Genomic DNA, 12,890 nt, shown 5'->3' with positions numbered 1-12,890 from the left:
CGACAGGTGGGCGGCGGCGTCGGCGAGCGTGCGAACGGCACCGGCGACGTCCGGCATGTCGCAGGCCAGCACGGCGGTCCATGCGGCGCGGTTTGGCTGGTGGGCGAGTAGCTCGAGTCCTGCAGCGATGGCCGCGGCCGGACCCGAGAACGGCGGATCCTCGCGGGTCCGCAGGGTGCCGTGCGGTACGTCCAGATTGTCCGGCCCCACGACGACGGCGCTCCCGGCCTGATGCACGGAACGCACCGTGATCTCGACCAGGCTTTCGTCGCCCCGCTGGAGCTCAGCCTTGGGAGTGCCTCCCAACCGTGAGGACCGGCCGCCGGCGACGATCACGCTGTCGAAACGCAGCACCTAGACCGTGGTTTCCGAATCGTTGACCTCGGTACGGTCCCCGGCGCGGCGCTTCTTGGGCATTCCGGCGATCCGCAGACCGCACTCCACAGCCACCAGGACGAACGCGATGTAGTACAGGATCATGGTCGGGTAGAGCTGCGGGAGGGTCATGTTCATGCCCACCAAGGACAGGATCAGCAGGAGCACGGAGCCGATCAGAATCACCAGGTGCACCGTGGCGAACGCACCGGGTAGACCCTTGGTCGACAGGTACATGACCATGAGCGCGAACAGGATGGGGAACAACAGCTGCCCCGCGAGCGTGATGCCGTCACCGTGATAGGGGAACAACCCCATGGACTGAATCAGGGCGGTGGCGACAAGCAGGATCGGCGCAATCATGGACTTCATGGGGCACCAGTCTAGGTGGGGCGCGGCGTGTCGTACGAACCGGTGACCGGCTGCGTGACAGAACCATTTCGTGACGGCTTACCGCACGGTACGCACCCCTACTCTGCAGTATGGCCTGACCAAATGGCGCGCCGCCCCAGGTCACCCCGGAAGGCCCAACCAAACGGTCGATTAGCGTACGAACATATGACCATATTCCCAGGTCAGCACGGGAAAGATGGATTTCTGGTTACCGGCGGGTTAAATAGGCATTTTGAATGTTAATTAGGGGTACGGTGGCTCCATGGCTACCACCGAAACCCCCGCCGGGGTCGATGGCCCGGCGTCGAATGCGTTGTTGAAACTCGGGAAGTTCTTCTCCCGCTGGGAAGAAACGGAGGACGGTCGCGCCGTGTTCCGGGAAGGTGGTCGCGCGGGCGACGCCTTCTACCGCAACCGCTGGAGTCACGACAAAGTTGTCCGATCCACCCACGGCGTGAACTGCACCGGATCCTGCTCGTGGAAGGTGTACGTCAAGGACGGCATCATCACGTGGGAGGCCCAGGAGACGGATTACCCGTCGGTGGGCCCGGACCGCCCAGAGTACGAACCACGCGGTTGCCCCCGCGGCGCCGCGTTCTCCTGGTACACCTATTCACCCACGCGCGTGCGCTACCCGTACGTGCGCGGCGTGCTGTTGGAGATGTACCGCGAGGCCAAGCAGATCCACTCGGATCCGGTGCTCGCGTGGGAATCCATCGTCAACGACCCGGTCAAGCGCGAGACGTTCCAGAAGGCTCGCGGTAAGGGCGGACTGGTGCGCTCCAGTTGGCAGGAAGCCGTGGAGATGACAGCCGCTGCTCACGTGCACACCATCAAGCAGTACGGCCCGGACCGTTGCATCGGGTTCTCCCCGATCCCCGCGATGTCCATGGTTTCGCACGCCGCCGGCGCCCGGTTCATCAACCTCATCGGTGGTGTGATGAACAGCTTCTACGACTGGTATGCGGATCTCCCGGTGGCTTCGCCGCAGGTGTTCGGCGACCAGACGGACGTTCCCGAGTCCGGTGACTGGTGGGATGCCACTTACCTGATGATGTGGGGCTCCAACATTCCCGTGACCCGCACCCCGGACGCCCACTGGCTCGCCGAGGTGCGCTACCGAGGCACCAAGGTGGTCTCGGTCAGCCCGGACTACGCGGACAACACCAAGTTCGCGGACGAGTGGCTGCCCGCTCAGGCCGGCACCGACTCCGCGCTGGCCATGGCCATGGGGCACGTGATCCTCAAGGAGAACTTCGTGGACCGCCGCGTCCCGTTCTTTGAGAACTACGTCGCCCAGTACACGGACCTTCCGTTCCTGGTCTCACTGTCCCGCCGCGAGGACGGCACGGTGGTTGCGGACAAGTTCCTCACCGCCCAGGACTTGGGTAACGCCGGGGACGACGCCGCCGCTTCGCAGGCTGATCCCGCGTTCAAGACCGTGCTTCTGGACCGGGACACCCATCAGCCGGTGGTTCCCAACGGCTCCATGGGCTTCCGCTACAACGAGCATGACGAGGGCAAGTGGAACCTCGATCTGGAGGGCGTCACGCCGTCGTTGTCGATCGCGGACGCCTCCGATTATCAAGGGGAGGTGAGCGATCTGGCGCTGCCGGCGTTCACGGATCCCACCGGTGTGGTTCGGTGATCCATCGCGGCGTGCCCGTGACCGAGGTGGCCGGTCGCACGGTGACCACGGTGTTCGACATCATGCTGGCCCAGTACGGCGTGGGCCGCGACGGCCTGCCGGGCGAGTGGTCCACGGGCTACGACGACGTGGATACCGCCTACACCCCGGCGTGGCAGGAAGAAGTCACGTCAGTTCCCGCGGAGGCCGTGATCCGCACGGCCCGTGAGTTCTCCGCCAACGCGGAGAAGTCCGAGGGCCGGTCCATGATCATCCTGGGCGCCGGCATCTGCCAGTGGTACCACGGTGACGCGACCTACCGAGCGATCCTGGCCATGCTCATGCTGTGCGGCTGTCAGGGTCGTAACGGCGGCGGCTGGGCGCACTACGTGGGACAGGAGAAGGCCCGTCCGATCACCGGTTGGGCCACCATGGCCTCTGGCAGCGACTGGGTACGCCCGCCGCGCTTCATGATCGGCACCGCGTTCTGGTACATGCACACCGACCAGTTCCGTTCCGACGGTTACTCCTCGGATTCGCTACAGTCCCCGCTCGCGGACGGCCACCTCAAGGGCATGCACACCGCGGACGTGATCGCACAGTCCACGCGCCTGGCTGGATGCCGTTCTACCCGCAGTTCCACGAGAACTCGCTCGACGTGGCGGACGCGGCCGTGAGCGCCGTCGAACGCGGTGAGGCAGAAAGTGAACCCGCGTGGATTGCGAGCAAGCTCAAGAACGGCGAGCTGAACTTTGCCGTGGAGGACCCGGACGCCCCCGAGAACTGGCCGCGCACGCTGGTGTTGTGGCGCTCCAACTTGTTCGGTTCCTCGGCCAAGGGTGAGGAGTACTTCCTCAAGCACCTGCTGGGAACCCACAACAGCGTGCAGGGTGAGGACCACGTGGCGTCCAAGCCGCGTGATGTGCGCTGGCATGAGGAAGCGCCGGAAGGAAAGCTGGACCTGCTGGTTTCGGCGGACTTCCGCATGACCTCGTCCACGCTGCTCTCGGACATCGTGTTCCCGGCGGCCACCTGGTACGAGAAGTACGACCTGTCCTCGACCGACATGCACCCGTTCGTGCACGCGTTCACCCCGGCCATTTCCCCGCCCTGGGAAGCCAAGACCGACTGGAAGATGTTCCAGTTGCTCGCCGACGAGGTCGCACGCCAGTCCCGCGATCACTTGGGCGTGCGGAAGGACGTGGTGGCCACCGCGCTCACCCACGACACACCGGGGGAGATTGCCCAGCCGGGCGGTCACGCGCCGGAGTGGAAGGGCACGGACCTTCCCGCGATCCCGGGTAAGAACATGCCCAACCTCAAGATCGTGGAGCGCGACTACACCGCGATCGGCGACAAGTTCGTGGCGCTGGGCCCGTTGGCTGACAAGTTGGGTCTGACCACCAAGAACGTCACGTTCGACGTCAAACACCAGGTCGACCAGCTGGGTCGCTTGCACGGTGTGTTCGATTCCGGTGCGGCGGAGGGTCGCCCCGCGCTGGACACCGATCAGCGCATGGCCGAGGCCATCCTGATGCTGTCCGGCACCACCAACGGTGAGCTGGCCACGCAGGGCTTCGAGACGCTTGAGAAGCGCGTGGGGAAGGAACTGTCCGACCTGGCGCGTGGCTCGGAAGAAAAGCGGATCACGTTCAAAGACACCCAGCAGGCCCCCGTTCCGGTGATCACCTCACCGGAGTGGTCCGGTTCGGAAACCGGAGGTCGGCGCTACGCACCGTTCACGGTGAACATCGAGCGGCTCAAGCCGTTCCACACCCTGAGCGGCCGCATGCACTTCTTCCTGGATCACGACTGGCTCAAGGACATGGGCGAAATGTTGCCCACCTACCGGCCCCCGCTGGACATGCACCGGCTGTTCGGTGAGCCCAAGCTCGGGGAGAAGGGTGAGCTGTCCATTGCGGTGCGCTACCTGACCCCGCACAACAAGTGGTCGATCCACTCGGAGTACCAGGACAACCTGTTCATGCTGTCGCTCTCGCGCGGCGGCACCTCGGTGTGGATGTCCCCGCAGGACGCCACGGCCATCGAGGTCTCCGACAACGACTGGGTCGAGTGTGTGAACACCAACGGCGTGTTCGTCGGTCGCGCGGTGGTCTCCCACCGCATGCCCGAAGGCGTGGTCTACGTGCACCACGCCCAGGAACGAACCATTGACGTTCCCAAGTCCGAGACCACGGGTAAGCGCGGCGGTATCCACAACTCCGTCACGCGCATCCTGGTCAAACCCACTCACATGATCGGCGGCTACGCCCATCTGTCCTGGGCCTTCAACTACATGGGCCCCACCGGAAATCAGCGAGACATCGTCTCCATTGTCCGCAAGCGCTCGCAGGAGGTTCAGTACTGATGCGTGTCATGGCTCAAGTCGCCATGGTGATGACTCTCGACAAATGCATCGGGTGTCACACCTGTTCGGTGACGTGTAAACAAGCATGGACCAACCGTGCCGGTACCGAGTACGTGTGGTTCAACAACGTGGAGACCCGACCCGGTCAGGGGTATCCGCGCCGTTACGAGGACCAGGAGACCTGGAAGGGCGGCTGGGAACTCAACAAGCGGGGCAACCTCAAGTTGAAGTCCGGTGGCAAGCTCAAGAAGCTCGCCCAGTTGTTCGCGTCCCCGGTGCAGCCGGAGTTGAAGGACTACTACGAGCCCTGGACCTACGACTACGAGAACCTGGTCAACGCTCCCGCCGGCGATGACTTCCCGGTGGCTCGCCCCAAGTCCCTGATCACGGGCGAGGACACCAAAGTCGAGTGGTCGGCCAACTGGGACGACGACCTGGGCGGCGCCACGGAGATGGGTCACCTGGATCCGATCATCCAGAAGCTCCACAAGGAAGCCAACGACCGGATCAAGTTCGAGTTCGAACAGACCTTCATGTTCTACCTGCCGCGTTTGTGCGAGCACTGCCTGAACCCGTCCTGCATGGCCTCGTGCCCGTCCGGCGCCATTTACAAGCGCGCCGAGGACGGCATCGTGCTGGTGGACCAGGATCAGTGCCGCGGTTGGCGTCAGTGCGTGACCGGCTGCCCGTACAAGAAGATCTACTACAACCACAAGTCCGGCAAGGCCGAGAAATGCACGTTCTGCTACCCCCGCATCGAGGTGGGCATCCCCACCGTGTGCGCGGAGACGTGCGTGGGTCGCATGCGCTACATCGGCATCTTCCTGTACGACGCGGACAAGGTCACCCAGCCGCCGCAACTCCCAACGAGCAGGATCTGTACGAGGCCCAGTTGGACCTCATGCTCGATCCCAATGACCCCGAGGTCGTTGCGGCCGCTCGTCAGGAGGGCATCCCGGAGGACTGGCTCGACGCCGCTCGCAAGTCGCCGGTGTACGCGCTTGCCAAAACGCTGCGGGTCGCGCTGCCGCTGCACCCCGAGTACCGCACCATGCCCATGGTTTGGTATGTGCCGCCGCTGTCACCCATCGTGGACCTGCTCAAGGAACAGGGGCACGACGGCGAGGATCCGGAGAACTTGTTCGGCGCGATCGAGAGCCTGCGCATCCCGGTGGAGTACCTCGCGGAGCTGTTCACCGCCGGTGACACCGAGCTCGTGACCGATGTGCTGCGCAAGCTGGCCGCGATGCGCGCCTACATGCGCAACATCACCCTGGGCGATGCCCCGGACGAGTCCATTGCCGAGGCAGTGGGCATGACCGGTTCCGAGATCCAGCAGATGTACCGGCTGATGGCCATCGCCAAATACGACGAGCGCTACGTGATTCCCACCGCGCACGTGGAGGATGCGCACAACCTGGAGGAGATCGGCTGCTCGCTGGACGTTGACGGCGGCCCCGGCATGGGCCAGACCGGCGTGTTCGGTGAGGCCTCCGGTCGACCGATGCCCGTGGCCGTGGAGAACTTCCAGGCACTGCGCTCCCGCCAGACGGGGGAGGACCCCACGGGCAACGAGCAACTGGCCGGCCGCGTGAACCTGCTCAACTGGGACGGCAACGGCAGCCCGGACGGGCTGTTCCCCGCAAGAGCCCAGGAGGACGCGGACAGTCTCTCGACCACCTCGCGTGACCCGTGGACCCGTCCCGATCACGACACCGCCGGTTCTGACGGGGGTCGATGATGGGGCTCCTCTCCACCCTGTTGGGTAAGGCCACCAAGGCACCGTGGATGTTCCCGAGTACCGGGACCGTTATCCGCAGCGTTCGGCGGTCATCCGCCAGGCCGCTGCGGTGCTGCTGGGTTACCCGGATCGGGAACTGATCGACCAACTACCGGTGCTCGAGGACGCCTTGACCGAGGTCGGGGTGGCGCCGAGCGCCGTCGAACCCCTGACCCGCTGGCTGCGCGAGAGTGACCTGAGCGAGATCCAGGGCGAGTACGTCCAGGAATACGATCTCTCGCGCCGCCACAGCCTGCACCTGACGTATTGGACGGACGGTGACACGCGCCGTCGCGGTGAGGCGCTGTCCGCGTTCAAGCAGGTCTACCGCGCGCACGGGTGCGTGTTCGGGGACCAGGAACTGCCCGACCATCTGCCGTGGTGCTGGAATTCGCCGCGCGGGTCTCTCCGGAGGACGGGTTCGAGCTGTTGCAGCGCTACCGGCCGTCGCTCGAGTTGCTGCGGCTCGCGCTCCTTCGCGACAACCTGCCCCACGCGTGCGTGGTGGAACTGGTGTGCTCAACGCTGCCGGGACCGTCCCCGGAGGACGAATCCGCGGTCGCCCGAATGGCGGGTTACGGCCCGCCCACCGAATCCGTGGGCCTGGACGCCTACGACCCCCGACTCCTGCCCATGACCGGAGGAAACCAGTGAACATTCTCGACTCTTTGCTGTGGGGCGTGCTGCCGTACGTGGTGATGGCGGTGCTGATCGGCGGGCTGATCTGGCGCTACAAGTACGACCAGTTCGGGTGGACCACCCGCTCGTCCCAGCTCTACGAATCCCGCCTGTTGCGGATCGCCTCGCCGCTGTTCCACTTCGGCATCCTGGCGGTGCTCGTGGGGCACATCGTGGGCCTGGTGATTCCCAAGTCCTGGACCGAGGCCGTGGGCATGTCCGAGCACGCCTACCACTTCCTGGCGCTGTCCATCGGCACGGTGGCCGGTGTGGGAACGCTCGTGGGCATCGTGATGCTGATCGTTCGCCGGCGCCGCACCGGACCGGTGTTCATGGCCACGACCGGCAACGACAAGTTCATGTACGTGATGCTGTTGGGTGCGATCCTGGCCGGCCTGGCCACCACCGTGCTGGCCGTGTTCGACCCGAACACCGTGGACTACCGGGTCACGGTGTCCCCGTGGTTCCGTTCGCTGTGGATCCTGCAGCCGGATGTCGGTGCCATGGCGGCGGCGTCCACCTCGTTCCATATCCACGTGTTGTGGGGCATGGCACTGTTCGCGATCTGGCCGTTCACGCGCCTGGTGCACGCGTTCACCGCGCCGCTGCACTACCTGTTCCGCCCGTACATCGTCTACCGCACGCGCGGTTCCAGCCCCCGCGCCGGTTCCGCTCCGGTGCGCCGCGGTTGGGAGCCGATCGGCACCCACGATCGCGACAGCGGACGACGCCGCACCCGGCCTCCCCGCGAGCGCTCCGGTTCCACGCGCGTCAAGTAATTCTCGTCCGGTTCGGGAGGCGCCCAGGTCGGAGCGCCTCTCGGCCCCGGCTCACCACGTCTCAGAAGTTTCAGAACTCGCAGCATTCGCAGAAGGAGCGTCATGTCCTCCGTTGAAGCCGCGTCAGCGGCACCGAACTTGAAACAGGGTCAACTCAAGAACCTGGTCCTGGCCACTTTGGCGTCCACCGTGGGTTTCTGGGCGTGGACCATCGTGGGGCCTCTGTCCAAGCGTTACGCCGGTGAGATGTCGTTGACTCCGGGGCAGACCGCGATTCTGGTGGCCATGCCCATCTTCGTGGGTTCGATCGCCCGCGTCCCGGTGGGTGCGCTCACCGACAAGTACGGCGGGCGCCTCATGTTCACCGTGATCCTGGGCATCACCGCACCGCTCGTGTTGCTCACGGGTGTGGTGGGTCAGCTCAACAACTTCCCGCTGCTGGTGGCGGTCGCGTTCTTCCTGGGTATCGCGGGCACCGTGTTCGCGATCGGTATCCCGTTCTGCTCCGCCTGGTACGAGTCCAACCGCAAGGGCTTCGCAACCGGTGTGTTCGGCGCGGGCATGGTGGGCACGGCGGTCTCCGCGTTCTTCACCCCGCGGCTCGTGGCGGCTACCGGGTACATGACCACCCACATCATCATTGCCGCGATCGTGGCGGTCAGCGCGCTGCTGTGCTGGCTGATGCTGCGTGATTCCCCTGCGCGTGCCGGTCGCAAGGTCGAACCGATGATGCCCAAGCTCAAACAGGCCTTCAGCCTCAAGGTCACCTGGCAGCTGTGCTTCCTCTACGCCGTGGTCTTCGGCGCGTTCGTGGCGTTCTCCAACTACCTGCCCACGTACCTGGCCAACGTGTACGAGTACGACCCCACTGCCGCCGGCACCCGCACCGCCGGGTTCGCCCTAGCAGCCGTGGTCGCACGTCCCATCGGTGGCACGCTCGCGGACAAGTTCGGCCCCAAGATCGTCACCTTGACCTCGTTCGGCGGCACCATTGTGCTGGCCATGCTCGTGGCCTTCCAACCCGACGCCGAGCACGTCTACGGGCCGATCTTCCTGGCCATGGCGGTGTTCCTGGGTCTGGGTACCGGTGGTGTGTTCGGCTGGGTGGGCCGCGCAGCTCCGGCCAAGGATGTGGGCACCATCGGCGGCATCATTGCCGCCGCGGGTGGCCTGGGTGGTTACTTCCCGCCGCTGGTCATGGGCGCCACCTACAACCCGGACAACCGCTCGTACTTCGTGGGGCTCACGCTGCTGGCCGTATTCGCGGCTATCGCGTTCCTGCTGGCCCTCGTGGTCCGCAACGGCGGCAAGACCAACGAGAACGACAAGCCAGCCGAGCACGCACCGGTCAAGTAACCGACGCGCTACGCACACCGGGCCGGCACCATTTGATGACGCCTTACTGCGGGGTAGGGGCCCTTACTCTGCAGTAAAGCGTCATCAAATGGCGGGCTCCGTCAGCTGAGGCGCGGATCCTGGCCGTACTGCTCGGGGACGCCAGGTGATCGCGGAGCGTGGTGCCCTGGTAGTCGGTGGGGTAGAGCCCGCGTTCTTGCAGGATGGGCACCACCTGGTCCACGAACGTGTCGATGCCGTCCTCGTAAACGTCGATGGAGACCCAGAACCCGTCCACGGCGCCGGCCTCGAACCATTCCTGCAGGTGGTCCGCGGTTTCCTCCGCGGTGCCACGGGGGTGGGGTGGTAGTCGATCACGCCGTGGGCCAGGATGTCCCGAATGCTCCAGCCCTCGCGCGCGACTTCGTAGGCCCGCTGTGACCGGGAATCGAACGGCTGGGGCGAGCGGCCTCCAACTGTTCCGGGGTCAGTGGTTCGTCGATCTGGGCCACGTCCAGCGGTAGTCCGAGCATGGCACCCAGGTAGGGAACTCGGGCCGGGAAGACCTCGCGACCCAGTGCCACGCGGCGGTCCAGGGCTTCCCGCTTGCTCCCCGCGATGGCGGGCATGACCCCGGCGAAGAACTTGATCTCGTCAGGGTTACGGCCGGCATCCACGGCGGCCTTCCGAATGGCATCCCGCTGAGCCTTGGCATCCTCGATGGTGAACGTGGCACCGATGACGGCGTTGGCGTACCGGCCCGCGAGTCCCAATCCGTAGTCGCCACCGCCGGCCTGGAAAACGACCGGCTGGCCCTGCTCGGACGGCGGAATCGGCAACGGTCCGCGAGAAGCCACGTGCTTTCCCTGAAGGTTGATCGGCTGAATCTTGTCCGCGTCAGCGAATCGGGACGTGGCCGGGTCCTTGATCCAGGCGTCCTTCTCCCAGCTGCCCCACAAGGCCTGGGCGATCTGGATGGTTTCGTGGGCGCGTTCGTAGCGTTCGGGTCGAGGAGCGATCTCCTGACCGTAGTTGGCGGCCACCAGGGGATCGCTCGTGGTCACCGCGTTCCACCCGGCGCGACCGTGACTCATCACGTCCAGTGTCTTGAACTGGCGCGCGGTGTTGTACGGCTCGTTGAACGTGGTGGAACCGGTCGCGACCAAACCGATGCGCTCGGTGCCTCGAGCAATCGCGGCCAGGGTCATCATGGGATCCAACGTGAGCATGGGAGCTTCCTGCTCAGGGGCTTTACTCATTCCGGCGAAATCGGGGAGGAAGAGGAACGCGAACTTTCCCCGCTCGGCGGCCTGGGCATACCGCACCTGGGCGTCGAAGTTCGCGTAGTTGACGGGGTCGACCCCGGTGCTTTCCAGGCCATGGGTTGGGAACCGTAGCCGTTGCCCAGTTGCATGCCGAGGATCATCTGTCGCTTGCTCATGCCAGTCCTTTGCGAGATATTGGGAGAGACTCTCCGGTTTAGGATCCAAAATACGGAGAGGCTCTCCGTTAATCAACCGGTAAGGCGGTTCTCGTCATGACTTCAGCCGCAGGCGGACGCCCCACGGCCACGCGTGCCACCCGAACGGATGCCCGCCGCAACCGGGCCCACATCTTGGATGTGGCTGAACAGGTCTTCACTTCCGAAGGGTTGGACGTCTCCATGGACGCCATCGCCAAACGTGCTGGCGTAGGCGCGGGGACGCTCTATCGTCATTTCCCCAATCGGGACGCGCTGGTTGCCGGAGTCCTTGAGGGACGTCAGCCGGATCTGTCCGCTGAAGCAACGGCCATCGAGAAGGAGTCCGGCGACTCCGGTGCCGCGCTCGAGCGCTGGCTCGATGCCGTGAGCCGCTGGATGCGGGCCTACGAGGGTCTGCCCGAACCCCTGCGGACCGCATTGGGTGAGCAGGATTCCCCGCTGCGCCTCACGTGTCAAGAGGTCATCGACACCACCGGCGAGTTCTTGCAGGCGGCTCAGAAGGATGGGCATGCGCGCGAAGGACTCACCGGTCGGAACTTGTACCTCGCAACCCTGGCTGCGGCATGGGCACTGGGCACTCCGTCCGCGGACGGTTCGACCGGTCACGAATTGGACGACCTGCTCCGCTCCGGTTGGCGCACCGGTTCGTAGATTGCACGCGGCCCGGACGCCCGGGAACCATTTCATCCCGCCTTACAGCAAAGTAAGCCGCTCTACCGTGCAGTAAGGCGGCATCAAATGGTGCGCGGCCCTGGCCGAGTGGCGTGACCCTTGGCTGCGCGAGTTCTCAGTCCACCGCGCGTTGGTCCAGCATCCGCTGCACGATCTGCAGGCATTCCTCGGGGGAATAGTGCAGGTCTCCGGCGGCGCGGTCCAGGTATTCGGCGGCCGCACGGCAGGCTGCTGCGTGGCGGTCGTCGGAGGACTGGGCGATGAACGTGCCCTTGCGGCCGCGGGTTTCGATCACGCCGCTGGCCTCCATGGTGCGGTAGGCCTTGGCCACGGTCCCGGCCGCCAAGCCCAGTTCGGTGGCCAGTGAGCGCACCGGGGGAATCCGGTCTCCTGCTTCCAATGAGCCGGAAGCGATTCCGTCCGTGACGCACTGGACCAGCTGCTCGTAGACGGGCACCTGGGACTTGGTATCCACGGTGAAGATTGCCTGGGCGGTGGACATGGCGGGACCCCTTCGAGCGATGAATCATGAAGCGTGTTACTAAACATGATACAAATCCGGTCACGGCCCTGCGGGTGGACGCGGCAGGGCCACCAAAGCACGTAGGCTTATTACTGTGTTTGACCAGTCGACGTTGCCGATCCCGCAGACCCCTCGACCCGATCCTGGGCAGGTGGAGGAGTTCGTCCGCCACGGCCTGAACAAGGCCACGGAGCTGACCCGTGACCTTCCCCTGCCGGGACACGACAGCACGCGCGAGCTCTGGGCGAGGATGAGCGATCTGGGCAGACAAGATCTCGCCTTTGCGCGCATCATCGAACCCCACCTGGACGCCGTGGCCATCATCGACCAGGCCGGTCGCGGCGACCTTCTCACGGATTCGGACACCTGGGCCGTGTGGGCCGCCGAAGGCCCCGGCACCCCACTGACCGCAACGCCCGCCAACACCGGCTGGACACTGACCGGGACCAAGCCGTGGTGCTCGCTCGCGGACTTCGTGTCCCGCGCGGTGGTCACCGCGCACGTCGCGGACGAGGCGGGCGAGCTCACCGGTCACCGCCGCGCCTTCGTGATCTCGACAGACCATCCCGGATTCCTCCCCGAGCCCCAAGACACCTGGCTGGCGCAAGGTCTGGCGGACGTGCCCACCACGCTGTCGATTTCCGTGAGGTCCCTGCCGAGCCGCTCGGCGAGGACGAGTGGTACCTCACCCGCCCCGGTTTCGCCTGGGGCGGCATGGGTGTGGCCGCAATCTGGCTGGGCGGCGCACAGTCCGTCGCTGACCTCCTCTGGCAACGGTCCAGGGCCCCGCGGAGACCCCTCGACGACGCCGCTCACGCCCACCTCGGCCGCGTGGACCTGGCCCTGGCCGCGGCGTCGGCGGTGCTGGATCGGGCGA

9 protein-coding genes and 4 pseudogenes are annotated in these 12,890 nt (G+C 65.5%); 8 read left to right on the top strand and 5 right to left on the bottom strand.

Annotation, left to right across the window (positions count from 1 at the left end; genetic code table 11):
• Window positions 1–354, bottom strand: a 354-nt coding sequence (mobA, locus tag YO9_RS0105685; protein WP_016996622.1) for a molybdenum cofactor guanylyltransferase, incomplete at its 3' end; no start/stop codon positions are given.
• Entirely contained in the window at window positions 355–747 is a 393-nt protein-coding gene (locus tag YO9_RS0105680; RefSeq protein WP_016996621.1) for a hypothetical protein, read from the bottom strand.
• Between the two features lie 283 nt (window positions 748–1,030).
• Here YO9_RS0105680 and YO9_RS0105675 point away from each other — a divergent pair.
• The 6 genes and pseudogenes from YO9_RS0105675 to YO9_RS0105655 all read left to right on the top strand — a co-directional run bounded on the left by YO9_RS0105675 (window position 1,031) and on the right by YO9_RS0105655 (window position 9,356).
• Window positions 1,031–4,763 (top strand): annotated as a pseudogene (locus tag YO9_RS0105675) (nitrate reductase subunit alpha).
• A pseudogene (gene narH / locus YO9_RS0105670) lies at window positions 4,763–6,504 on the top strand (nitrate reductase subunit beta). Before YO9_RS0105675 ends, narH begins: the two co-directional pseudogenes overlap by 1 nt.
• A 43-nt stretch (window positions 6,505–6,547) precedes the next feature.
• Window positions 6,548–6,865, top strand: a pseudogene (locus tag YO9_RS20630) (nitrate reductase molybdenum cofactor assembly chaperone); the annotation flags it as partial.
• 56 nt (window positions 6,866–6,921) lie between these two features.
• Complete coding sequence (locus YO9_RS20625) at window positions 6,922–7,197, top strand: hypothetical protein (RefSeq protein WP_016996619.1); 276 nt, start codon at window positions 6,922–6,924, stop codon at window positions 7,195–7,197.
• Window positions 7,194–8,000: a respiratory nitrate reductase subunit gamma gene (narI, locus tag YO9_RS0105660; protein ID WP_016996618.1), complete on the top strand. Its 807-nt coding sequence runs from the start codon at window positions 7,194–7,196 to the stop codon at window positions 7,998–8,000. The genes YO9_RS20625 and narI overlap by 4 nt, the downstream gene beginning before the upstream one ends.
• Window positions 8,001–8,102: 102 nt before the next feature.
• Window positions 8,103–9,356, top strand: coding sequence for an MFS transporter (locus YO9_RS0105655; protein ID WP_016996617.1), 1,254 nt, complete (start codon window positions 8,103–8,105; stop codon window positions 9,354–9,356).
• Window positions 9,357–9,399: 43 nt separating this feature from the next.
• On the opposite strand, the gene YO9_RS17150 is transcribed toward YO9_RS0105655, so the two are convergent.
• The gene (locus tag YO9_RS17150) at window positions 9,400–9,633 is read right to left on the bottom strand and encodes a hypothetical protein (RefSeq protein WP_223286174.1); all 234 of its coding nucleotides are present in this window, start codon (window positions 9,631–9,633) and stop codon (window positions 9,400–9,402) included.
• Between the two features lie 76 nt (window positions 9,634–9,709).
• Window positions 9,710–10,660: an NtaA/DmoA family FMN-dependent monooxygenase gene (locus YO9_RS0105650; RefSeq protein ID WP_262925597.1), complete on the bottom strand. Its 951-nt coding sequence runs from the start codon at window positions 10,658–10,660 to the stop codon at window positions 9,710–9,712.
• A gap of 212 nt (window positions 10,661–10,872) precedes the next feature.
• Between YO9_RS0105650 and YO9_RS0105645 the strand changes: the two genes are divergently transcribed.
• Window positions 10,873–11,469, top strand: a complete 597-nt coding sequence (locus YO9_RS0105645) for a TetR/AcrR family transcriptional regulator (RefSeq protein WP_016996616.1) — start codon at window positions 10,873–10,875, stop codon at window positions 11,467–11,469.
• Between the two features lie 136 nt (window positions 11,470–11,605).
• Here YO9_RS0105645 and YO9_RS0105640 read toward each other — a convergent pair whose 3' ends face one another.
• Window positions 11,606–11,992: a GntR family transcriptional regulator gene (locus YO9_RS0105640; protein ID WP_016996615.1), complete on the bottom strand. Its 387-nt coding sequence runs from the start codon at window positions 11,990–11,992 to the stop codon at window positions 11,606–11,608.
• Between the two features lie 115 nt (window positions 11,993–12,107).
• Between YO9_RS0105640 and YO9_RS0105635 the strand changes: the two are divergent.
• Window positions 12,108–12,890: pseudogene (locus tag YO9_RS0105635) on the top strand (hypothetical protein); the annotation flags it as partial.

Origin of the sequence: Kocuria atrinae C3-8 (assembly GCF_000286355.1) — a bacterium.
Taxonomy (GTDB): domain Bacteria; phylum Actinomycetota; class Actinomycetes; order Actinomycetales; family Micrococcaceae; genus Kocuria; species Kocuria atrinae_A.
Note: the sequence above shows the minus strand (reverse complement) of the source record. Positions and strands in the feature narration are given on the sequence as shown.